The organism is Winogradskyella sp. Asnod2-B02-A, assembly GCF_045063645.1.
In the GTDB taxonomy this organism is placed as follows: domain Bacteria; phylum Bacteroidota; class Bacteroidia; order Flavobacteriales; family Flavobacteriaceae; genus Winogradskyella.
Genome location: NZ_JBEFOG010000027.1, coordinates 1,044,342 through 1,068,878 on the forward strand (window position 1 = coordinate 1,044,342; position 24,537 = coordinate 1,068,878).

The following is a 24,537-nucleotide window of genomic DNA, read 5'->3' on the forward strand; positions in this document are numbered from 1 at the left end:
CAGATATTAAAACATTCTAATTATGTGTTTGGAGTAAATAATTAGTATAAATACTATTCAAATTTTAGTTATGGTTATGATTTTAGTTGAGCATATTGACGTTTTTTTTATTGAAATTGAGCTTTTTATTTAAAGGTGTAAAGTCTTTTTTATACTAACTTAAATGATTAAGCAAGGTTTTATAATTGTTTGATATCTATTTCTTTATAACAGGCACACTTTTAGTATTTCCATATAAGTCTATGGCTTTTAAAAAGTAAATACCTTCACTAATTCTAGAAAGATCTAAATAGTTAGCCTCAGGTTTAGATAAAATTAACTGTCCAAGATTATTAAACAATTGCAATGATATTATAGTTGTTTCAGACTTTACATGAATAATACTTGTTGTTGGATTTGGAAACACTTCAATAGCTGCAATTTCATGGTCCTTAATCGATAAATTTTCTTGATTGAAAACAATCTCAAACCGCTCATTAAATTCTCCCATTTCAGAATAAAAACTGTAATGTTCAGCGCTTAAATTATGGACAATATTTAATAATTTATCACGTATATAGATGGTGTTATTTGTTAAAAAATCCCCTTCTAACTGCGGAATAGAAATAGTATAAACGGTAGTATCATCTAAACCAGAATAATATGAAAACGGTATAACTTCATTAAGATTTAAATTACTTGGGTTTTTTCCTTGAATCGCAAATCTTCTGGTGTCATTTTCAATTTTAGTAAATAAAATTGAGGTGTTCCCACCATACAGACTTCGAGTGGCATCAAAAGAAAAACCGTCAAAACCGCTAGTAGCACCATCAACATAAGCGATAAGTATTTGGTTGAAAATACCGCTTTCAGTAGTTAGGTTTAACCATAATCTATTGGTATTTGTTGTTTCATTAGAGCTTCTAAAAAACTGATTATTACTTATTAAATCGGCTTTACGCATACTATTATTAAACGTTAATATTCCGTTAGATAATCCTTTTACAAAAAATCCTTGACCAGAAGGAATTGTGTTGTCACTGTTAGGAATATTATTATCTGTTAAAGTACCGTTACCAGCAATATTTCCACTTCCAACCGTAATAATGGCATAATCGTTTGCATTAAAGTTTAAACCTTCATTACCATCATTGACGATATCTGGAGGACTAGCATGAGACCATAAATACGCAGATCCACCAATAAGACCAGAGTTTAATGCATATAGATCATCAAAATCAATAGCACTAGGATAAGGATTCCCTATGAAGTTCCAATCGTTATCAGTAGTTAAACCATTAACGTAAATAGGTGTTTCTATAATACCATTATTAAATTCTCCTTCAAAAATCGCTGAATGAGTACCAGGAAATAAACCAATAGGAGCAGCTGTTGCTGCATACCCTACTCCTGGTGTCATTATCGATCCTGCTGTTGCTATTTGCCAATCATTACCATTATCATCAATATCATCACTACCAAGAACAGTATTACCCGAACTATCCAAATATTGATCCAAATAATTTTGTGCATTAAACCAAAATCGTCTATTTGCAGGAGCAATATCTAAGGCATCACCTACGGTTTCATTAACTATTGGAGAACTCCAATAGGTATATTCGTACCAATTAGAAATCAATGTAGTTTGTTTATTTACAATAGCACTACCTCCAGAATTAACAGTAAATGCATTTATTAAGTCTAAATTCTGAACAAATGCTCCATGGGTTTCTACCTGTAAATCGCCACTTACAGTGCTCTCCTTTTGTACTTCTACATAGGTTGCATTTTGTATTAAAAGTGTCGCACCTGCATTTACGATTAATGCACAAGCACTAAAACTTCCGTTAATTAAAGTGTCATAGTTTCCATCAATTATTACTTCTTTATTTATATCGGGATTATCATTACTCCACGCAGTACCATTCCAAGTCGTGCTGCCAATGCAACCACATGTAACATCTATATTTTCTTGATAGCTTAAACTACCACAATCGTTAGTTACAATATGTGTTATAGGATAACTTCCTAATCCTGAAAATGTATAGCTTGGATTAGTGTTTGCAACATCACTACCAGAACCAGAAACCTCAGGTATGCCATCGTTATTAAAATCCCACGCGTGGTTAGCGTAGATATCATTAGCCTGAAAAGTTAATGTTAAACAGTCTGAATTAGGTACCACAAATGTTGCATCCGTTGGAGGCGTATTAATCACTTCTATGGTATCATTAAGAATTATTTCACAACCTAAATTATTTATATAAGTATAAGTAATAGTATGTGTGCCAAGACCTGCAATTGACGAATCAAAAGCACCTGCAGCTACGCCATTACCTGTAAACTGTCCTCCAGGATTGGCAGGAGTTAAATAAAGACTTAAATCATCTAAAGTATTATTAAAACAAATGTCTTCGGGTAGGTTAAAACTATTAGTGTCTACACGTTTTAAACTTACATTATCAACATAATAATAAAGAAGACGGCAATTGTTTACACTATTATTACACCCTACATCTAATTCACTTGCGTTATTTATTGCGCCAATAAATAAATAATCTTGCCCAGCCACATTACCGGTTTGTATTTGTATTACATTGGTATCCCAACCGTTACTGGTTTCAGAAAAAATGGGTGAATCAAAAACTGTACTTGGCGTATCTTGGCCTAAATGGTCATTAGGGTTTGTTGTTAAATAGGCTTGAAACTTTAGTCTCTTAGATCCCCAGTTATTATTTACCACTCTATCAGCAAGGCTAGTATTAAAAGAAATATTATAAGTTGTATTAGGAGCTAAAGGCTCTTTTAATTGTAGTCTTATTGTTTCTGTATATATCCTATTGGTAGCGACGCTTGTATTAGCAAACATACCAACATACCCACTATTACCGGGAATAAAATCTGGTTCATTTCCCCAAGAATTACTAGGAACAGAATAATGTATGCTTGTACTTGAGGCGTGATAGAATTCAGGAGAAGACAGACTAGGCGTAACTAGGTTACAAATTTTATAGGTTTGACCCGATCCATCTGGGAAGCCTGAGTTTTGTTCAAAATCCCCATTAATGACTAAATCACATGCAGTAGGAATTCCACAACTATTGTCAACGTTTAAATATATGTATATGTAGGTAATATTACCTTTATCGCTTCCGTTTGTTGGGACATACCTTAACAAATTAAGACCAGGCACACTACCTGTAAAAGTAACTCCTGTTGTGATAGCTGTTCCGCTAGTAATAGGTATTATACTGCTATTGTTGTATACGTCCTCTAAACATTCAAAACCTGTAGTATTAATATCATTTAATAAAATACCGCCTGTAACTGTATTTAAGTCTATTGGGTCTCCAATATTTCCCGTGAATGCAAATGTACTTCCGTTAAAACCATCGTTAACTCCAGATACTGATACACCACTGCAAGTAGAACCTGCAATATTATTCATGGTATAGCCAATATCACATAAAACTTGGGTTTCTTCTACTGTTAAAGTTCGCTTTGTTACACCAGAACCATTAGCATTACTCATTACAAAATACAAGTTGTTTCCATAAGGAGAGCCTGTGTTTGTGTCTACATAACATTGGTCTTCGAAATGACTTAAGCTACTACCACTTTCGTAACAATCTGGATTATAAACAGGAATGTTGTTTGACCCAAAAGTTATTGCAGTACTACAATTAGTGCTATCAAGAATATTTCCAGAATTATTAACAGGTGGACTTGAGGTACAAGAAGGATGCAATACATCTGTATTAGCAGTAAAAGTATAATCGTACATAGACGAGCAACCAGAACTTGTTATTAATGGTGTACCATTACTGTCCTTTAATAAGGTGTCGTAACGATTATAGTAGTTATAATCAGCACCAAATTTGGAAATACCATCTTGATCAATTAAACTAGAAAAACCTAAAGCATGGGTTACTTCATGCAAAACAAGAGTATACAAATCTTGATATGAAACAGGTGCATTAGTAGATAAATCTGTATGCCAATTAGTAATATCTTTAAAATTTACAGCAACCATTCCATGATAAAATGATGCTGAACTATCACTTGCTAATAAAGGAGATATCACATTGGTGTAAGAATCAACGCCTGAGTTTATGGTTTTCCAAATTTCATTATCTGCAATTCCCCCTTGTATAATGTTTGGAGAAGTAGGAAGGCTATAAAAACTTGATGCAACACCTAACATATTACTATTATAACCTATGACCTCTGTAATATCTCTCACCCAAATATTTACTGTGTTTCCGGATGTGGTTAACGGAGAATTTATCATATTCGATAAATCATTGAATACTTGACAAACAACAGATCTTCGCTGTATATGAATAGGGTCAAATTCTAATTCCATTCCACTTCCAACAGTGAAGTGAAGCGTAAAATAACCAGAAGAACAGGTTGCAAAACTACTTTTTGAATTAGATTTACCTCTATTAATATCGATTATAACGTCTGATGTTTTATAAGAATTACCATAACCATCAAATATATTGATTTTGTCCTCAGCAGATATTAAAATCCTTTGGGCACTGATGCTAATAGTGAAAAAAACAAACAAAAAAGTAATACAGTTTTGTAATTTTGATATCATAAATAGGTTAATTATTTATTTTTTAAAACATAAAATTCAAATTGCGAATCTAATAATTTGGTTGATAGCTGCGCAAACTCTACTTCTTTATAACAGGCACACTTTTGGTATTTCCATGTAAGTCTATGGCTTTTAAAAAGTAAATACCTTCACTAATTCTAGAAAGATCTAAATAGTTAGCCTCAGGTTTAGATAAAATTAACTGTCCAAGGTTATTAAACAATTGCAATGATATTATAGTTGTTTCAGACTTTACATGAATAATACTTGTTGTTGGATTTGGATACACTTCAATAGCTGCAATTTCATCGTCCTTAATCGATAAATTTTCTTGATTGAAAACAATCTCAAACCGCTCATTAAATTCTCCCATTTCAGAATAGAAATTGTAATGTGCAGCACTTAAATTATGAACAACATTTAATAATTTATCACGTAAATAGATGGTGTTATTAGTTAAAAAATCTCCTTCTAATTGAGGAATAGAAATAGTATAAACTGTAGTATCATCTACACCAGAATAATACGCAAACGGAATAACTTCATTAAGGTTTAAGTCACTTGGGTTTTTCCCTTGAATCGCAAATCTTCTGGTGTCATTTTCAATTTCAGTAAATAAAATTGACGTGTTTCCACCATGCAGACTTCGAGTGGCATCAAAAGAAAAACCGTCAAAACCGCTAGTAGCACCATTGACGTAAGCGATAAGTATTTGATTAAAAATACCGCTTTCAGTGGTTAGATTTAACCATAATCTATTGGTATTAGTTGTTGTATTAGAATTTCTAAAAAACTGATTATTACTTATTAAATCGGCTTTACGCATACCATTATTAAACGTTAATGTTCCGTTAGATAATCCTTTTACAAAAAAACCTTGACCAGAAGGAATTGTGTTGTCACTGTTAGGAATATTATTATCTGTTAAAGTACCGTTACCAGCAATATTTCCACTTCCAACCGTAATTATGGCATAATCGTTTGCATTAAAGTTTAAGCCTTCATTACCATCATTGACAATATCTGGAGGACTAGCATGAGACCATAGATAAGCGGTTCCGCCAATAAGACTAGAGTTTAATGCATATAGATCATCAAAATCAATAGCACTAGGATAAGGATTCCCTATGAAGTTCCAATCGTTATCAGTAGCCAAACCATTAATATAAATAGGTGTTTCTATAATACCATTATTAAATTCACCTTCAAAAGTGGCTAGATAAGCACCTGGGAAAACACCAATAGGAGAAACCGTTGCCGCATAACCTACACCTGGAGTCATAGTAGATGCTGCAGTTGCGATTTGCCAATCATTACCATCATCATCAATATCATCGCTACCAAGAATTGTATTATCTGAACTATCTAAATATTGATCTAAATAGTTTTGTGCATTGTACCAAAATCGTCTGTTTGCCGGAGCAATATCTAAGGCATCACCAATAGTTTCATCCACAATTGGAGAACTCCAATAGGTGTAATCGTACCAATTATTAACAACAGTGGTCTGTTTATTTACAAGCGCATTACCTCCAGGATTAAGAATAAATGCATTTTCTAAATCTAAATTCTGAACAAATGCTCCATGAGTTTCTACCCAAAGATTTCCACTGATAGAGGCTATGCTTTGTACTTCTACATAGGTTGCATTTTGTATAAAAAGTGTCGCACCTGCATTTACAACTAATTCACAGGCGCTAAAACTTCCATTAATTAGAGTATCGTAGTTGCCGTTAATTATCGCTTCAGTATTAATATCTGGATTACCGTTGCTCCATCCTGTTCCGTTCCAAGTAGTACTACTAGAGCAACCACAGGCAAGTATAATACTTTCTTGATAGCTTAAACTACCACACTCATTAGATACCATATGTGTTATGACATAAGTGCCTGATCCAGGGAAAGTATAGCTTGGATTGGTGTTTGCTGTATCTGTACCAGAACCTGAAACCTCAGGTACGCCATCATTATCAAAATCCCATTCATGGGTTTCGTAGATTTCAGTAGCTTCAAAAGTATATTCTAAACAGTCTGATAAGGATGTTGTTGTAAATGTTGCATCTGTTGGTGCTTCATTTAAAACCGTAATATTTACTGTAACCGTATTATTAGGGTCATTTATATTATTTAAGGCTGTGGACGTAGGTGTTGTGGTAGTATTTACAAAGGTCACCGGAAACGTTCTGCGCAACTCTAATTCTATTGAGTTTTCAATGGTGCTTAATGTTATTATAGACCCATTACTATTTATAGAATTAATGGTATAATTTACAGATGCTGGTAGTGTATTTATTAAACCGTCTGTATAAGTACTTGTAGTATCATCTAAATCTGTTAATTGAATTCCGTTGGTAATATCCCACCATTCATATTGCATATTTGAGACTGTACATAAACCTATACCTATTGTTTGCGTTGCACCACAATCTATAGTATAATTATCTGGTGTATCTTGTAAATGGTCTTCTATTAGTTCTACTCTATCTAAGGATAAAAAATAATTTTCTAGAGCGGTTGCGTAAGGTCTACCAGAATTAATATAACTATTCCCAATAGCATGGTTAAAAACTAAAAATGAATTAGAATTATCTATTGTTGAAGGAGAATTAAATGTGGTGACAGTTTGCGACCAATTAAAATCTATTGCATCATCATTAATAAGTAGCGTGCTATTATTAAAGAAGTTATTGTTTACGGTATTACTCACGTTAATTAACTGTGTGTCTCTATCATGTACATATGAAAGATTGTAATAATTTGTAGCATTGTCACTTAAACTAACATCCAAACCAATATTAGGTTGTGAGTTATTAGAAGGTGTGTTTGTGCCAACATAGGCTGGGTCAATACCATCGCTTTTGTGATAAGACAAAAGGTATTTAATATTAGGTCGCAATGTAATAGCTGTCATTACTCCTTCACTTTGAAACGCCGAGTTAGGACCAGAATTATAAGGTAGCTGATTTCCATAAAAATTAAATCTTCCACTAGATGGATCTGTATTTGGTAAAGACGTAGTATTTCTACCTATACTAAAACCTAAACCAGAAGAGTCACATGTGCTATTGTCGTCTAACATCCACTCCGTTGTTCCAAACTTAAAACGCCATCCAGGTATTGTATTAACGTTATTACCACTTGAATGTCCATATAAAATACAAAAACGAGAAGGGTTATCTAAAAAATCAATTTCTGGATTACAAATTAAATTACAATCGCTTGTATTTATACAGCCAAAATTTGGACACATCGTCACTTTAATGTTTACAAAAGTGTTATTTCCTAAATTACCATTAGTATCTTTTGGTTGGTACACAAGTTGAAGGTCACCTACGGCATTAGGTGTTACTTCAAAAGTTCTATTTGGTGCAACACCTGTAAAAGCGGTAATTAAATTACCGTTTAAACTTAAGTTAGAAACTTCTAAAGCTAAACCAAGGCTAGATATGTCATTACTTAATAAATCTTGTTCAAGTATATTTAATGTATTTCCCTGACAATTTTCAACTATTGGTTGTGTAATTGGGTCTTCAAAATCATTAATTCCAAAGACTTGAGCCTCACAACCTGAATAAGCTATAATATTACTCGTGTTATTGCTTACAGAAGTAATAATTGCAGGATTAGCAAACTCAATGATATTACTGTTTCCAAATTGAGTAGATAGGTTATAATTTAAACTACATAGTATATCAAATTCTTGAGAAAGAGGTCTTCTTGCCGTTTCTCTAGCAATAGCATAAGCCATTATAAAATCGTTAATAGGATAACTACAATCGTTATTTAAATCTACATGACTTAAGCTAGATCCGTTAGAAAAAACCTGTGGTGAATGCACTGGTAAATTATTATCTCCTAGTCTTATTTGAGAGGCACTTGGACAACCATTCGTTATTGCATTAATAGGGACTGCACTATTAAAACTCCAGTCTAGACCAAGAGGTACAATTAAATTATCATTTGTGTCTGTATGCAGTAAATTATCATATTTTAAAAAAGCCCTTCCATTTTTAGGATTTCCAAATTCGTCTATACCCGAAGCAAAACCCAATGCATGCATAATTTCATGTAATAACACCGCATACATATCAAATGCATTTGTTCCAGTAATTCCAGTGGAATTATTGAAATCACTGTACCAAGAATGAAAAAAGTTAACGCGTATTAAACCATCCCAATTATCGGGATTATTAGACCCAGAATTTATGGCTTTCCAAACTTCACCTTCTACAATAGTACCTACTGCAACACCTGAGTAATCATAATATGAAGATGCTGATGCCAATACACCACTGTTAACAGACATGGATTGCAGCTCTATCTTTACAGGTTCTACGACACCTGTTGAAGGGTTTTCTATAATTAATTGCTCTAAATCTGCAAAAATCTGAGCAATGACATTTCTATAGGCTGAATTATTATCAAAATCTTGAATGCTATTATCAGGTATTTGATCCGTTAAATAAATTGCAAATAAGCCTTCTGGGCTAATGTAATCTGCTGTTAACGGTATTGCTCTTTGTTGACCCGCAATAGTAGGGTTTATCCTTTTTTCTGTTTCATTACCAAAACGATCTACAAAACCATTATTTGGATTCTCCGTTGTATAAAAAGGACTTCTTGATTGAGCCGTTTGACTAGCATCCTTTAACTCACCACAAGTAAAAATTGGTGAATCTTGATTTTGCGCAACTAAATTAAGCTGAGAGAACACAAAACAGATGATATAAAAATACTTCATAAACTTGGACACTGGTATAACCTCACAAAAATATAAAACAGCATTTACTTGTAGGCTTTTTCTGTATCAAGAGTGGTTTTTATCGTTGTATTGTTAAATAACCTCAAATAATTTTCCAGGTAAAGGTCTTACAACACCTTTCAACTCCATATTCAATAAAATACCAGCAATTTTATAGGTTGGCATTTCACACCTTAAGGCAATAACATCTAACAATTCTTTGTTGTTTTCTTTTAGAAAATTGTAAATGATTTTTTCATCGGGTTCTAGCTCTACAAATAATTGTTGTTGAACTACTGGTTTTTTATCAGATTCTAATTCCCAATTCAACATATAAGGTACGTCTAAAGGATTAGATAATAAATGGGCTTTCTGAAATTTTATTAAGTTATTGCACCCAACACTTTGGTTATCTGTAGTTCTTCCTGGAACCGCAAATACTTCTCTATTGTAAGAATTAGCAATATCTGCCGTAACTAAACTACCACCTTTTTCAGCAGATTCTATAACTATTGTAGCTTCACTAAGGCCTGCAATAATTCGGTTACGTTTTAAAAAATTATTGCGATCAAAATTATCTGTGCTCCAAAAGTCTGAATAAAACCCTCCGTGTTTTTCAATATCTGCCACGTATTTTTTATGCACTTTAGGATAGATTTGATTTAATCCATGAGCCAAACAACCAATGGTCTGTAGGTTGTGTTTTACAGCTGCTTTATGGGATGTAATGTCTGTGCCATAAGCAAAACCAGACACAATAATTGGATTAAACTGTGATAAAGCTTCTACCAGTTTTTCACAAAATGCAATGCCACTTGTTGTTATTTTACGAGCACCAACAATACTAATGATACGCTGTTGTTTTATATTAATATTTCCAGATTGGAACAATACAATAGGGCCATCAATACAATGCTTTAAGCGTTCAGGATAGGTGTCTTCAGTAAAATAATGCGCAATAATGTTGTTCTCTTTTATGAATTTTAATTCGCGTTCAGCTTCTTCAAGATGGTTTTTATCAAAAAGACCTTGTATTGTGATGGTTCCAATACCATCAATTTTTAAAAGCTTTGACTTTTTTTCGTTTAAAACCGCTTCTGCAGATCCACAATGATTAATTAGCTTTTTGGCTGTAGTTGCTCCAATTTTGGGCACGTGTTGTAAAGCTAATGCATAAATAAGTTGTTGATCTGTCATTGAAAATTAAGTACTTGAAGAGATTAATCATCTATTCACGAATATAATTATTTAATTTTTAATGTGTTGTTAGCACTAAAGATTTGAAAATTATAAATAAGTATCTATAATTTTTAGCTCAGATTCATTTTAAAAAAATATTTAATAATTTTTTTGTTCGAAATTCTAAGAAAATCAATCAGATACAAGAGTATTTTTTTTGATGTTAATAACTAAGTCGGACTTAATTTTGTTCAGAAACAAAAATTTCTAACTTTGCGTCTATATGCAGTTAGAGACTTACATTAGCGACCTTTTATACCGTTACGATTGTGTTACTGTTCCTGAGTTTGGAGCATTTTTAACACAGCGTACATCGGCAAAAATACACGAATCGACAGATACGTTTTATCCACCAAAAAAAGCATTGTCTTTTAATGAACAGTTGCAACAAAATGATGGGTTGTTAGCTAATTATATTGCTGAGGTTGAAAAAATACCTTACACAACTGCTATTAATAAAATAGCAAAGCATATTAAATCAATTAAGTCGTATTTGGTTGAAGGGGAAACTATTCAATTTAAAAATATTGGTGAGTTGGTGCTAAATACTGATGGAAAAATTCAATTTAATCCATCTACTCAAATAAACTACTTAACAGACGCTTTTGGTTTATCTCACTTTAAATCTGTTGATGTTAATAGAGAAATCTATTTAGAGGATGTTGAGTCTATTGAAGTGAATTCACCTATTATATTAACTCCAGAAAAACGTGCAAATCGTAATTGGATAAAATATGCTGCTGCAGCTGTATTTGTATTAGGTTTTGTGGGTTTTGGAGCTGTGACGTATTACAACAATAATTCTATTGAAAACCACAACCAATTAGCACAAGAGCAAGCCAATGAGCAACTTGATGCTAAGGTGCAAGAAGCTACTTTTGTTATTAGTAACCCGTTACCTGCTGCTACTTTGTCTTTAGAAAAGCAGAGTGGTAATTACCATATTGTTGCTGGTGCTTTTAGAGTAGAGGCTAATTCTGATAAAAAAGTAACTCAACTTAGAAATAAAGGTTATAAAGCACGTAAAATTGGTGCTAATCGTTATGGATTGCACGAGGTGGTTTATGGGAGTTATGCAACAAGAGCTGAGGCACAAGATGAGCTTTATAAGATCCGTCGCGAGCACAACCGTGATGCTTGGTTGCTAATAAAGACGCTTAAGTAATTTTTCATAAAATTTATTTTATCTGCCTTATTTAGAATGTAGAACTTGTTGCCATATTCAATGGTTTCAACTTATATTTAATTGTGTGATGAGACCTGTTTCTCATTAAAGATGCTACTTCATTATTTTTACCTCATATTTTTTTAACCAAGGATCATGCACTTTCATTATGAAAATGGCGCTATCTTTGCACAAATTTTAAAATTCTTATGCTATCTAGAACCGCATTTCAGTCTAAAACCATTAGTACCGATTTGGTATTACCAAGCGAAACTAATCCACTGAACAACTTATTTGGTGGTGAATTATTAGCGCGTATGGACAGAGCAGCTAGTATTTCCGCAAGACGACACTCAAGACGTATTGTGGTAACAGCTACCGTAAATCACGTCGCATTTAATAGAGCTGTTCCTTTAGGAAGTGTGGTAATGATTGAGGCTAAAGTATCAAGAGCTTTTTCGTCTTCTATGGAAGTGTATATGGATGTTTGGATCGAAGACAGAGAGTCTGGTGAGCGTATTAAGGCCAATGAAGCTATTTACACTTTTGTTGCTGTAGATGAAATTGGACGACCTGTAAGAGTTCCTGAATTGGTGCCTGAAACAGAATTAGAAAAACAGCGTTTTGATGCCGCTCTTCGTCGTAAACAATTGAGTTTAGTATTAGCCGGCAAAATGAAACCAGCAGATGCTACTGAATTAAAAGCGCTTTTTGAGTAGTACCTTAATTTATTGTCTGGCTAACCAAGATTCCGGATTCAATTTTAAATCATTTTTATAGATTCTAAAATCTAGAAGGGTTTCACCTGTAATTTTATTACTAAAAACCTCACCTATAACCTGACCTGTTGTAATTTTATCTCCAGTTTTTACGTAAAGTTTTGCTAGGTTATGGTAAATTGTTAAATAATCACCATGCCTAATTAAGATGGTGGGATTTCCTCTTTTCATAACATGAATAGAAGACACTACTCCATTAAAAACAGCTCTAACTTCTGCATTTTTCTCTGTTGCTATTTTTACACCTGAATGGTTAACTTCAACTGAACTATCCGTTAATGAACGTGTTTTACCAAATTTTCCTTTTATAACACCTCTAGCTACTGGCCATCCTAATTTTCCTTTGTTTGCAGCAAAACTAGACGCGAGTTTTTTAGCTTCAGGTGTTAATACAAATTTTCCTGTTGATGATTTTTTACCTGCTTTTTTGTTAGATGCTGCAATAGCTTCTGCAATTAAGCGATCTATTTCTTTATCTAAACGATCTGCTTCTTGTTTTTTCTTCTTAATCTGAGAGGCAAATTTGCCCATATCTGTCTTAATAGATGCCATTAAAACTTCACGTTGCTTTAATTCTCCTTCTAACTCACGTTTAGCAATTCGGTTTTCTTCAATGAGTTTTTGTTTATCTTCTTTTTGCTTAGAGAGCTGAATGTTTAATGTCTGTAATTCTTTAGTTTTAGTCTTTATAGCTTCTCCTTGCTCTTTTTGATATTCTCGGTATTGCCTAATGTATTGAAGTCGTTTGTATGCTTGTTGAAAATTATCAGAAGACAATAAAAACATTACTTTACTTTGTTCAGATTTACTTTTATAAGATTTTACAACCATGGCTGCATAGTCGTCTTTTAATTCTTGTAATTGTGTTCTAAGACTAGTAATTTCTTTTTGGTTGGTATTAATTTCTCTAGTTAGAAGATTAGCTTGCTCGTTAGTTATTCTAATTAAGTTTTTTCTAACGTTTACTTTGGCATTGATATCTTCAATAAGTGTAATAACCGATTTTTCTTCTTTCTTTTTAGTAAATAACAACGCATTAATTTGCTTCATTTCCTTCAAAATCTGCTGACGTTGAAGTTCTAATTTTTTTTGCTTATCGCTTTGAGCAAATAGGGTAGAAGTGGACAGTAATAGTCCAATTACTAAAGTTGTATAGAAACGAGTTTTGGTCATTATTTAATTACAATTTCTTTATAACCTGAAGGAATGTTAAACGGAAAACGAACTTCATTGTTCAAAGATACAGATTTGAATTCCATTGTTATGGCAAGTTCGTCGGTATCTTCTACAGCAATTATTTTTATATATTGAGGTAGTATTTGCTTATCTACCTTTTGATATGTTGAATAATCTATTTGAAGCATTCTTTTCTTTAGTTGCTGATATAATTGTAAGCTATCCATTTTAAAATGGGATGGATTAATTAAATAAAACAATTCTATAAGTGCATTCTGATCTTTTGGTTGAAGTGCGTAAGAATTATTATTAACCGAAACCTCGTGTGGTTCGTCTTTAAGATTGTAAATAGCCTGACCTAATAAGATGTTTTGAACTTTCATAAAATCAAGTTCTACACCAACTACATCACTTAATAATTTGTAGTCTCCATCAAAATATTCATTATCTAATTTATTGTAAAATCTAACTTTATCTGGTGTAATCATCATGCGAGCCATACCAATTGGTGCACTCAACCAAATAACTTTATCTTTTTCCATCCTAAGACTAAAGGAGTGTCCTTGTTCTTGATCTCCTTGAATTAATTCAATCTTAACTTTAGCTTGCATGGTTTTAAAATCAGCATCACTTTTTTGATGTTGCTTTATCACTTGCTTTGCTGAAAGCTTATCACTAGCTGCACCAGAAGCGATGACACTTTTGTTAGAACCACAACTTAATGCAAAAAGTATAAGAATTGCACTAATGGTTATTTTTGAATTTTTATATAATTGAACTAACTTCATTTATTATTGCGCTTTTAAAGCTTTTGCCTTTTTAGCAAACGTTTCAGATTTACTAATATTATTTAAGGCTTTGTAGGCTAAACTTAATTGAGAATAGAAATCGGCTTCCATACTAGGATTATCAATTAAGAAATCTAAGCCCATTTCAAGATTATCAATGGCTTTTTTAGATTCACCTGAATTATTCTGAGCCACACCTTTAACTAAATATAGAATGGGTTGTGCTGGGTATAATTCTAAAGCACGTTCACTATCTGTAATAACCGCATTGTAATCCTTTATATCTAATTCTAGTAGTAATACGTCTTTTATTAATTTAAAGTCATTAGGACTTTGTTTAAGAGCTTCTTTAAAGTTGGTAAGTGCTTTCACCTTGTCACCAGCTTGTAAATAATACTGGCCTAAATCACTATGGGTTTGTGCATCTTTATTATCGTCAATTAAGGCTGTAATATCAATTAAATCAGATTCATATTCAGGATTTTTAGCTACAAAAGCGACAAAATCTTTTAGTACTTTGGTTTTTGCATCTGCATTAATCTCTGGGCTTGTTAAAACTTTCTTTACAGAACTGATAGCTTCTTCTACTTTTTCATCTTGAAGGTAAAACTTATATAAGGCCAAATGCACAAATTTAGAGTCTGGCTTTACTTTTAATAAATTCTTAGCTGCTTTGTAAGCGTTTTTTTGGTCGCCTGTTTGGCTATAGCGATAAATTAACTTTAAGTGATTATCTTCATTATTAGGATTGTTGGCTATACGTTGTTCAAGGTTTTCGATTCTATCGTCTGCATTGCCAGTAATACTGTAAATATCATTTCGCATGGCATCTCTAGACTCGCTTAACCCAAAATCTGCATCTAACTCATCTAATAGATCTAAAGCTTGTTTGTATTTTTCTTCTCTAACATAGAGTGCTGCTAAATCTTCCTTATAATCTGGATGGTATTTTACCAGCTGCTTAATTGTTTTTAAAGCATTTTTAATATCATCTTGCTGAAAGTATACATCGTAAAGCTCATCTAAAAACCAAACATTGTCTGGCTGCATTTCAATTGCTTTTTTTAGATTTTCTTCTGCAGCACCAAAATTTTTAAGCATGTTATAATTTTTTCCAAGTTCAAAATATATAACAGGTAACTTACTATTAAGGTTTAAACATTTATGAAGCGCATCTACTGCACGATCATAATTTTCAATGCCTTTTTGTTTTAAAGCTTCAAAGAAGTATTCTTGAAATTCGTCTTCAACATTGCCTAAATCATCGTCTGGTCGTTTATTAAAATCGACTTGTGCATAGGTATGCTGCGGAATAGCTAACATTCCGACGAGAAAAAACAATAAGAAAATATATCTTTTATTCACTTTCTTTATTCTTTAATAAGTCTTCAATCATTTCAAACTTTTCTAAGACTTCAAATTTTTCACAAGATGCTTTCATTTTAGTTCTAAAATTATTGGCTTCTTCTGGTAAATTTCCACTGGCATTATCAAATGTATTTTTATCAGGCCATTGTGCGTATGCAAAGAAGTTTAGGGCATCTTTTTTATGTAATCTAGACCCTAAACTTCCTTCGTATTTGTAAATCAAGTCTGTTAAACCTTTCCAAGCTTCAATAAAATTATCTTCTTGGTTAGGTTTTATTTTAATTGTGTACAATACAATATACATAATTACTTGATTTAAAAGGCGTGATTATTTAATGTCAATAATTATTCCATAATAGTATAATCACCAATACTAATCTTAGTAAACTCACCATTGTACTTTACGTGGTTACCAATCATAGCTTCATCTAACTTCGCATTTTTAATAGTGCTTTGGTTTTGAATTAAGCTATTTTTTATAGTTGAATTCTCAATTACACAATCTTTACCAATTGAAACACATGGCCCAACAGTTGTATTTTTTAACACAGTGCCTTTACCAATATAACAAGGCTCAATCACCTTAGAGTTTTCTAAAACGACAGAATCATCAATTAATTGCTCTTCGTTATCTGCTGTTAAGAACCCTAACATTTTTGCGTTAGTTTCTAGAGTCACGGCTTTGTTTCCACAATCCATCCACTCATCAACCGTTCCGGTTTTAAAGATGCGTCCGTCTGCCATCATACGCTTAATACCATCATTAATTTGGTATTCTCCACCATTCATGATGTTTTCGTCTAAGATTTCCTGTAATTTTTCCTTTAAAACAGCAACATCTTTAAAGTAATAAATACCAATTACAGCTTGATCGCTTACAAATGCTTCTGGTTTTTCAACTAACTCAACGATATTTTTATCATCGTTTAATTTTACAACACCGTAGGCTTCAGGATTTGCTACACATTTGGTCCAGATGACACTATCTGCCGTTGGATCTAAATCGAACTCAGCTCTAATCAACGTATCTGCATATGCAATTACTGCTGGTCCTGATAATGAAGGTTTTGCACTCATTATGGCATGGCCTGTTCCTAAAGGTTGATCTTGTCTATAGATGGATGCTTTTGCACCTAAACCTTCTGCAAGTTCTGTTAAACTTTGTACAACGTCATCTCCAAAAAATGCAGGATCTCCTAAAACGAATGCGATTTCTTCAATTGGTTGCTTTAAAACTTTAGCGATATCTTTTACCAAACGATGCACGATGGGTTGACCTGCAACCGGAATTAATGGTTTTGGTACAGTTAAACTATGTGGTCTTAGGCGAGATCCTCTGCCTGCCATTGGTACTATTATTTTCATATTACATGCCTGCGAAAGCAGGTATCTTTTAGGTTAAACTTAATTTCTAATTTTATTAAAATTTAGATTCCAATTAGCACTTAAATCAGACCAATTAGGATTCATTTCTTCTATCAATTTAATTTTCCAATCTCTTTTCCATTTTTTGAATTGTTTTCACGTTTTTCCGTTTCTTTTCCATTTTCAAACTCTTCAAAATAGACTAAAATGTCAAAAATTATACTTTGCTGTAAAAGATTTGGGATAAACTTTTAGCTTATGCTCTTTTACTCTTTCTTCAATATTATCAGTTACTCCAATTTAAATTACTCCGTCTGCCTTATTTGCCATTATATAGACGTACCAATAATTCATTCTTATTTATTCTGAGATTCCTTCGTCTGCAGGAATCAGCTACTTAACACCTGTACTACCAAAACCACCTTCACCTCTATCAGTTTCAGATAAAACCTCTACCTGTTCCCATTCTGCACGTTCGTGTTTTGCTATAACTAATTGCGCTATGCGCTCACCATTTTGAATTAAAAAATCGTCATTAGAAATATTGACTAATATCACACCGATTTCTCCTCTATAATCTGCATCAATCGTTCCTGGTGCGTTTAAAACAGTAATTCCTTTTTTTGCAGCTAAACCGCTACGTGGTCTTACTTGCGCTTCTATTCCTATTGGTAATTCTATAAATAAACCTGTGCCAACGATAGTACGCTCTAAAGGTTTTAAAATTCTAGTTTCTGTAATACTGGCACGCAAATCCATACCTGCAGAAGCGATAGTTTCGTAATGTGGTAAATCGTGTATCGATTTATTTATTATTTTAATTTTCATGCTGTTTCTGTCTATTCGTTCGCAGCCGAAAACTATTTATTAAACTCGTATTCTTTAAAACCTCTCGACTGCGCTCGAGAGGACAATATGATTATCTTTTCAATACCTGCTTTAACTCTTTCTTTTCAAGTATAATAACTAATCCCAAAAATACAATTAACATTACAATTCCTAGAATATAATTCTCGCGATAGTTATAGAAAAATATAAATGAAAATAGAATAGATACTACAAGGTATAAACTTATTTTCTTTAAGTTGTAAGGAACAGGGTAGTACTTTCTTCCAAAATAAAAGGATAATAACATCATTATGGAATAAGCAGAAAGTGTTGCTATTGCTGAACCTTTAAAACCTATGATAGGAATTAAAACATAATTTAAAACTAAAGTTACAATAGCTCCTAATATTGAAATATAAGCTCCAAACTTGGTGCGATCTGTAATTTTATACCAAACCGAAAGGTTATGATAGATCCCTAAACAGAAGTTGGCCAATAGAATAAAAGGTACAATCCACATGGCTTCATAATAAGCTTCACTTAAAATAATATAAGGTTTTAAGAGATCTGCAAAAACAACGACAAACAAAAGAATAACAGAACCAAGGGCAACAAAGTATTCTAAAATTTTAGCGTAATTTTTTTGAGGATTTTCAGTTTTAGAATGGCTAAAGAAATAAGGTTCTATGCCTAAACGGAATGCTGTTGCAAATAAGGTCATGAATAGCGCTAGTTTGTAACAGGCCGAATACATTCCAATTTGTTGGTTAGCAATATCATCTGGTAATAGATATTCTAATAAAATACGATCAAAGGTTTCATTCACAGAATAAGCAATGCCAGCAATAAGAACTGGTAAGGCATAGCGCATCATTTTTTTCCATAAAACACCATCGAAAGTTAGCCTTAGTTTTGCGTAAAATGGCAGTAAGATTAGTAAGGTTAATCCACTTGCAATAACGTTGGAAATAAAAATGTAGCTAATCTGATAGTTTGGAATATACAAACCATTAAAAAATGAATTTCCTTCGGCTAAATCTTTTAAATATAGCAACAAGAATATATTTAACCCTAGATTAATAACAACATTAAATATTTTAATTACCGCATAACGCATGGGTTGTGCGGTCGCTCTTAACCATGCAAAAGGAATAATAACCAAAGCATCTAACAGCAAAATTATAAAGACTAAATTAAGATACTTTAAGTCAATATTTATAAGTGTTGAAATCTGATTTCTAAACAGAAATGCAATTCCCATTAATGCAAAAGAACTTATAACTAAAGATATTGCTGATGTACTTGTTACTGTTTCTTGACTTTCTTCTTTATTAAAAAACCTAAAAAATGCGGTTTCCATTCCGTAAGCCAATACCACATTGAAAAGGACAAAATAGGCGAATATAAAAGAAACACGACCATATTCTTCTACGGATAGAACCTCTGGATTTGTGTAAAGTGGCACTAAAATAAAGCCCAACATTCTAGGTAATACAGTCGCTAGACCATATATAAATGTTTGTTTAAAAAGAGATTTAAATCCGCTCAAGAGTATTATTAACAGTAAAATTCAAAAGTATTAAATTTATACGTGCTATACTTAAATGGTGCAACAATTAATGATAAACACTCAAAAAATGATCAGTTAACAGTCTTTATCTATAAAAAACTAATTAAGTGCTCATAGGTATTAGTGTTTTAGAAACTTAAACTCTTAAATGTGCAATCACATTGCGTTTATCTTTCAAATTATTTAAAAATTCTTTAATAATGTCCTTTCCATTTGTTACAATCATATTGTTTTTACGTTTTCTCTGATAAACTTGAGGTGGACCGTCTTCATAATAAACTCCTTGTTTTTCATTAATATCAGACACTTTTACGTATTTAGTTACACCATTTTCAACAAAGCTAATAGCACATTCATTGTCTTCTAAAGTAAACGGAAAATCAGGATCTTTTTCTGCCTTTTTAAAGGTGTAATAAGGCGACTTGTTTTTTAAGACTGCTGTATATCTACCAGAATCTTCAACCAACTTGGCTTTAAGGTTTCTAAAGTACACACTATCTATTTTAATATTATCTTCCTTGTTAACGATAGGGACAAAAACATTCATACCAGTACCACCAACTTTTATACCAGCATACCATTCTTGAAATGAGATCGTTTTGACTTTAAAAGTCGTGGAGGGTTGAAATGTGGGCATGGGTTTTAAACCAGATTCCTCACCAGATATAATCATTGCTTCTCGTCGCCTTTGATAAGATAGAGGAGGTCCGTCTTGATAATGAATAGGTTCTTTTTCTATAACATCATTTACTTTGACGTATTTAATTGTACCCTTTTCGATATATTTAATAACACATTCATCATTTTTAGTAGTAAAAGGATAGTCATATTCTTTTTCTGATTGGTTAAAGATGTATTCAGGTGCGTTATTTTTTAAGACTGCTGTATATCTGCTATAATTTCGAACGAGTTGCCCTTTAAAATTTCTGAAATAGATACTGTCAATCAATACATCATCCTTTTTTTCTACTATCGGTACAAAAACATTCATACCTGTGTTTTCTTCTTTATCGCCAGCATTCCACTGTTGGAAAGAAACAGTTTTAACTTTAAAAGCAGTCTGTGTATCATGCGATCCAATAATAGATTTAGAACTGGAACATTGCATGGTTAATGATAAAAGTACAGATACAACTATGGCACGTAATGCCTTTCTAAGATGTTTCATTTTTTAATAGGTTAAAGATTTGGATGTGCAATATAAGAATAAATCTATAAAGAGCAACATAAATCCGGCAAACTACACAGAAAAGTAGGAAATAGGGTAAAAAATGTTAAATTTTGCTAGGAGAACTAGGATAGTTTACAGATTGAAGCATTATAACGTTGATGATTTTATAATACTGAAGAGGTTCATGATGTGTTTTCTTATAGCTAATTATGCAGTCACTATCGTTAATTTTAAATTTTGAAAATGAAGAATTCTCTAAATCTATGGTAATGTTTGAGTTAGACTTTGTGTGGCCTACAAATAATAAACTATCTGTTGAAACCACATTAAGTTTTACCACGTGCCCTTTAAAGTATACACTATCTAATAGTACGGATGTATTAAGTAATCGTATGTATATATCCGTTCCGCTAATTCCGTCTTTATGGCCTGCATTCCAGTTTTGATAATACACCTCTTTTAAACCCGTTGGTGCTTCTTTTTGAAGTTTGGGTACTATTGCGCATTTAAATAAAGACAACGCTATTAGAAATAGTAAAACGGTGTTTTTAAGTGTTTTCATTATTTAAATATAAGACTAAGATAATTTATGACATAAAAAAACCTAACTCGTAAAAGTTAGGTTTAATATTATTTTGAAATATTGAGCTAATGCTTAATATAAAAGATTTAATTATTTAAAGCTTCTGCACCACCAACAATTTCTAAGATTTCATTGGTAATAGCTGCTTGACGTGCTTTGTTGTAAGTTAATTTCAACTGATCTCTTAACTCTGTTGCATTATCGGTTGCTTTATGCATTGCTGTCATACGTGCACCATGTTCAGAGGCAAAAGAATCTCTAATCCCTTTATATAATTGAGTCTTTAATGACTTAGGAATTAATTCTTCTACAATTTCTAATTTAGAAGGTTCAAAAACGTAATCTAAATTAACATTGGTATCATTTTGAACAGGAACAATTGGTAAAAACTGCTCTGTCATTATGATTTGAGTTGCTGCGTTTTTAAAGTGATTGTAAACTATCTCTATTTTATCAAATTCACCAGAAACAAACTTTTCCATTAGCATTTCTGCAATTTCAGCAACATTGTCAAATGTTAAATCATCGTACAAATCACTTTTGTTTGCTATAACTTTATTCGTTTTTTTGAATGCGTCATTCGCTTTCTTACCAATAGCTAAATATGATACCTCTTTAGTAGCATAAGTTTCGTTAGTAAGTTTAGTAACCTGTTTAATAATATTAGAATTAAATGCTCCGGCTAAACCTCTGTTAGAAGTTACAGCAACGATAAGTATTTTTTTTACTTCACGTTGTTCTGAATATTTACTTCCAGAATCTGAATCTAAAGTTGCACTTAAACTCTGAAGTAATTCTGTTAACTTGTTAGAGTAAGGACGCATTGCTGTAATAGCATCCTGTGCTTTCTTTAACTTAGCAGCAGATACCATTTTCATGGCACTGGTAATCTGCATCGTTGAAGATACTGAAGATATTCTGTTTCTAATTTCCTTTAAATTCGCCATTCTTTATATGATAAAGACTCTTTGTTTTTGCTTAGAGTGACATTAATTAAATTTTTAAGCTATATATTTTCCTGAAAGATCTTTTGCTACAGTTGTTAATGTATCAATAACCTCATCAGTTAATTTACCAGCTTTAAGTAAATCTAGAGTATCTCTATGCTTCGCATTTAAGAACTCTAAATAGTCGCGTTCAAATTCTTTTACTTTTTCTACAGGAACATCCTTTAATAAGTTCTTAGAACCTGCATAAATAATAGCAACCTGATCTTCTACTTTAAAAGGATCGTTTTGTGCTTGCTTTAAGATTTCAACGTTACGCTTACCTTTATTAATTACGTTTAACGTAACCGCATCTAAATCTGAACCAAACTTAGCAAACGCTTCTAATTCACGGTACTGAGCTTGATCTAATTTTAATGTACCAGATACTTTCTTCATTGATTTAATCTGTGCGTTACCACCAACACGAGATACAGAAATACCTACGTTAATTGCTGGACGAACACCAGAGTTAAATAAATCACCATCTAAGAAAATCTGACCATCTGTAATAGAAATCACGTTAGTTGGAATATAAGCAGAAACGTCACCTGCTTGAGTCTCAATAATAGGTAAAGCTGTTAATGAACCACCACCTTTAACCATTGGTTTTAAAACGTCTGGTAGATCATTCATTTCTTGAGCAATTGCATCGTTATTAATAATCTTTGCAGAACGCTCTAATAATCTAGAGTGTAAATAGAATACATCACCTGGATATGCCTCACGTCCTGGTGGACGTCTTAATAATAAAGATACCTCACGGTAAGCCACGGCTTGTTTTGATAAATCATCAAATACAATTAAAGCTGGTCTACCAGTATCTCTAAAATACTCACCAATAGATGCTCCTGTAAAAGGTGCATAAACTTGCATTGCTGCAGGATCTGATGCATTTGCAGCTACTATGGTAGTATAAGCTAAAGCTCCTTTTTCTTCTAAAGTTTTAGCAATTAAAGCTACTGTTGAAGCCTTTTGGCCAATAGCAACATATATACAATATACAGGCTCACCTGCATCGTAAAATTCTTTTTGATTTAAGATCGCATCAATACAAACAGCCGTTTTACCAGTCTGTCTATCACCAATTACCAACTCACGTTGTCCTCTACCAACTGGGATCATAGCATCAATAGCTTTAATACCGGTTTGTAATGGCTCAGTTACTGGCTCTCTATAGATAACACCTGGTGCTTTACGCTCTAATGGCATCTCATAAGTTTCACCTGCTATTGGTCCTTTACCATCAATTGGGTTACCTAAAGTATCTACCACACGACCAACAATACCTTCACCTACTTTAACAGATGCGATACGATCAGTACGTTTTACTGTAGATCCTTCTTTAATTCCTATAGAAGTACCTAAAAGTACAATACCTACGTTATCTTCTTCTAGGTTTAGTACAATTCCTTCTGCACCACCATCGAATTCAACTAATTCGCCATATTGCACATTAGCCAATCCATAAGCTCGTACAATACCATCACCGACAGTTAATACTGTTCCTACTTCGTCTAATGAAGCACCTGCTTCAAAACCTGAAAGTTGTTGTTTTAAGATTGCTGATATTTCAGCTGGTTTTACTTCTGCCATCTTATTTTAGATATTAGATTTATATTCACTTCGATTACACGTTGTGAACTAAATCAATTTAGTTTAATGTAAATTCTCTTTTTAATTTATCGAGTTTGTTTGATATACTAGCATTATACTGAATATCGCCTACTCTTAATATGAAACCACCTAAAATGCTTTCATCTATAATATTTTTTACTTCCGCTTCTTTACCAGTAAGTTCTTTCACCTTAGCGATAACTTTAGCTTTTAAATCATCTGTCAACGGTACTGCAGTAGTAACTGAAGCTACTTGACTTTCTATTAATTGATTATATAATTCTAAATAACTTGAAGCCACACTATTTAATAATGGTAACCTCTTGTTAGCAATTAATGTATCAATTAAGTTAGTAGTAGCAACATTTGCATCGTTAAATACTGCTGTAAGTACTGCTTTTTTGTCTGAAGATCTTACTACAGGACTTTGAAGCATCTGATTTAAATCTTCACTCTCAGCAATAGCTTTAGTAATAGATTTCATATCACTATTCACCGCTTCTGTAGATTTTTGATCTGTTGCTAAACTTAAAACTGCTTTAGCATATCTAATGGCTGCTCTTGATCCTGACATTT

17 protein-coding genes are annotated in these 24,537 nt (G+C 32.6%); 2 read left to right on the plus strand and 15 right to left on the minus strand.

Annotation, left to right across the window (positions count from 1 at the left end; translation table 11 throughout):
• Positions 1–196: 196 nt before the first annotated feature.
• The 3 genes from ACJJVO_RS12610 to dprA form a co-directional block, all read right to left on the minus strand.
• On the minus strand, positions 197–4,585 hold the full coding sequence (locus tag ACJJVO_RS12610) for a T9SS type A sorting domain-containing protein (RefSeq protein ID WP_405574717.1): 4,389 nt from the start codon (positions 4,583–4,585) through the stop codon (positions 197–199).
• Positions 4,586–4,664: 79 nt separating this feature from the next.
• The gene (locus ACJJVO_RS12615; RefSeq protein WP_405574718.1) at positions 4,665–9,326 is read right to left on the minus strand and encodes a T9SS type A sorting domain-containing protein; all 4,662 of its coding nucleotides are present in this window, start codon (positions 9,324–9,326) and stop codon (positions 4,665–4,667) included.
• 93 nt (positions 9,327–9,419) lie between these two features.
• Entirely contained in the window at positions 9,420–10,523 is a 1,104-nt protein-coding gene (gene dprA / locus ACJJVO_RS12620) for a DNA-processing protein DprA (protein WP_405574720.1), read from the minus strand.
• A 265-nt stretch (positions 10,524–10,788) separates the two neighbouring features.
• Between dprA and ACJJVO_RS12625 the strand changes: the two genes are divergently transcribed.
• Entirely contained in the window at positions 10,789–11,730 is a 942-nt protein-coding gene (locus ACJJVO_RS12625) for an SPOR domain-containing protein (protein ID WP_405574721.1), read from the plus strand.
• Positions 11,731–11,939: 209 nt separating this feature from the next.
• Positions 11,940–12,449, plus strand: a complete 510-nt coding sequence (locus ACJJVO_RS12630) for an acyl-CoA thioesterase (protein ID WP_405574723.1) — start codon at positions 11,940–11,942, stop codon at positions 12,447–12,449.
• 9 nt (positions 12,450–12,458) lie between these two features.
• Here ACJJVO_RS12630 and ACJJVO_RS12635 read toward each other — a convergent pair whose 3' ends face one another.
• The 12 genes from ACJJVO_RS12635 to atpH form a co-directional block, all read right to left on the minus strand.
• Positions 12,459–13,682, minus strand: coding sequence for a murein hydrolase activator EnvC family protein (locus tag ACJJVO_RS12635; protein WP_405574725.1), 1,224 nt, complete (start codon positions 13,680–13,682; stop codon positions 12,459–12,461).
• Positions 13,682–14,473, minus strand: a complete 792-nt coding sequence (locus tag ACJJVO_RS12640) for a DUF4292 domain-containing protein (RefSeq protein ID WP_405574727.1) — start codon at positions 14,471–14,473, stop codon at positions 13,682–13,684. Before ACJJVO_RS12640 ends, ACJJVO_RS12635 begins: the two co-directional genes overlap by 1 nt.
• Before the next feature lie 3 nt (positions 14,474–14,476).
• A complete protein-coding gene (locus ACJJVO_RS12645; RefSeq protein ID WP_405574729.1) occupies positions 14,477–15,838 on the minus strand; it encodes a tetratricopeptide repeat protein in 1,362 nt (453 codons plus the stop codon).
• Positions 15,831–16,145 carry an antibiotic biosynthesis monooxygenase family protein gene (locus ACJJVO_RS12650; protein WP_405574731.1) on the minus strand — a complete coding sequence of 105 codons (315 nt, stop codon included), beginning with the start codon at positions 16,143–16,145 and terminating at the stop codon, positions 15,831–15,833. The genes ACJJVO_RS12645 and ACJJVO_RS12650 overlap by 8 nt, the downstream gene beginning before the upstream one ends.
• Positions 16,146–16,186: 41 nt before the next feature.
• Entirely contained in the window at positions 16,187–17,206 is a 1,020-nt protein-coding gene (locus ACJJVO_RS12655) for a sugar phosphate nucleotidyltransferase (protein ID WP_405574732.1), read from the minus strand.
• 393 nt (positions 17,207–17,599) lie between these two features.
• Positions 17,600–18,034, minus strand: a complete 435-nt coding sequence (gene dut, locus ACJJVO_RS12660; RefSeq protein ID WP_405574733.1) for a dUTP diphosphatase — start codon at positions 18,032–18,034, stop codon at positions 17,600–17,602.
• Positions 18,035–18,125: 91 nt separating this feature from the next.
• The gene (locus ACJJVO_RS12665; RefSeq protein WP_405574735.1) at positions 18,126–19,583 is read right to left on the minus strand and encodes an oligosaccharide flippase family protein; all 1,458 of its coding nucleotides are present in this window, start codon (positions 19,581–19,583) and stop codon (positions 18,126–18,128) included.
• Between the two features lie 157 nt (positions 19,584–19,740).
• Entirely contained in the window at positions 19,741–20,772 is a 1,032-nt protein-coding gene (locus ACJJVO_RS12670) for a hypothetical protein (RefSeq protein ID WP_405574737.1), read from the minus strand.
• A gap of 106 nt (positions 20,773–20,878) precedes the next feature.
• Positions 20,879–21,337: a hypothetical protein gene (locus ACJJVO_RS12675; RefSeq protein WP_405574739.1), complete on the minus strand. Its 459-nt coding sequence runs from the start codon at positions 21,335–21,337 to the stop codon at positions 20,879–20,881.
• A gap of 107 nt (positions 21,338–21,444) precedes the next feature.
• Positions 21,445–22,305: an ATP synthase F1 subunit gamma gene (gene atpG, locus ACJJVO_RS12680; protein ID WP_405574741.1), complete on the minus strand. Its 861-nt coding sequence runs from the start codon at positions 22,303–22,305 to the stop codon at positions 21,445–21,447.
• Between the two features lie 54 nt (positions 22,306–22,359).
• The gene (gene atpA / locus ACJJVO_RS12685) at positions 22,360–23,940 is read right to left on the minus strand and encodes a F0F1 ATP synthase subunit alpha (protein ID WP_405574742.1); all 1,581 of its coding nucleotides are present in this window, start codon (positions 23,938–23,940) and stop codon (positions 22,360–22,362) included.
• 58 nt (positions 23,941–23,998) lie between these two features.
• Positions 23,999–24,535 (minus strand): ATP synthase F1 subunit delta, encoded by a 537-nt coding sequence (atpH, locus tag ACJJVO_RS12690; RefSeq protein ID WP_405574744.1) that lies wholly within the window; start codon positions 24,533–24,535, stop codon positions 23,999–24,001.
• Positions 24,536–24,537: the final 2 nt, after the last annotated feature.

Coding starts and splice junctions, on each gene's coding strand:
- ACJJVO_RS12610 (WP_405574717.1), bottom strand. CDS start 4,585: ATGATATCAAAATTACAAAACTGTATTACTTTTTTGTTTGTTTTTTTC.
- ACJJVO_RS12615 (WP_405574718.1), bottom strand. CDS start 9,326: ATGAAGTATTTTTATATCATCTGTTTTGTGTTCTCTCAGCTTAATTTA.
- dprA (WP_405574720.1), bottom strand. CDS start 10,523: ATGACAGATCAACAACTTATTTATGCATTAGCTTTACAACACGTGCCC.
- ACJJVO_RS12625 (WP_405574721.1), top strand. CDS start 10,789: ATGCAGTTAGAGACTTACATTAGCGACCTTTTATACCGTTACGATTGT.
- ACJJVO_RS12630 (WP_405574723.1), top strand. CDS start 11,940: ATGCTATCTAGAACCGCATTTCAGTCTAAAACCATTAGTACCGATTTG.
- ACJJVO_RS12635 (WP_405574725.1), bottom strand. CDS start 13,682: ATGACCAAAACTCGTTTCTATACAACTTTAGTAATTGGACTATTACTG.
- ACJJVO_RS12640 (WP_405574727.1), bottom strand. CDS start 14,473: ATGAAGTTAGTTCAATTATATAAAAATTCAAAAATAACCATTAGTGCA.
- ACJJVO_RS12650 (WP_405574731.1), bottom strand. CDS start 16,145: ATGTATATTGTATTGTACACAATTAAAATAAAACCTAACCAAGAAGAT.
- ACJJVO_RS12655 (WP_405574732.1), bottom strand. CDS start 17,206: ATGAAAATAATAGTACCAATGGCAGGCAGAGGATCTCGCCTAAGACCA.
- dut (WP_405574733.1), bottom strand. CDS start 18,034: ATGAAAATTAAAATAATAAATAAATCGATACACGATTTACCACATTAC.
- ACJJVO_RS12670 (WP_405574737.1), bottom strand. CDS start 20,772: ATGAAACATCTTAGAAAGGCATTACGTGCCATAGTTGTATCTGTACTT.
- ACJJVO_RS12675 (WP_405574739.1), bottom strand. CDS start 21,337: ATGAAAACACTTAAAAACACCGTTTTACTATTTCTAATAGCGTTGTCT.
- atpG (WP_405574741.1), bottom strand. CDS start 22,305: ATGGCGAATTTAAAGGAAATTAGAAACAGAATATCTTCAGTATCTTCA.
- atpA (WP_405574742.1), bottom strand. CDS start 23,940: ATGGCAGAAGTAAAACCAGCTGAAATATCAGCAATCTTAAAACAACAA.
- atpH (WP_405574744.1), bottom strand. CDS start 24,535: ATGTCAGGATCAAGAGCAGCCATTAGATATGCTAAAGCAGTTTTAAGT.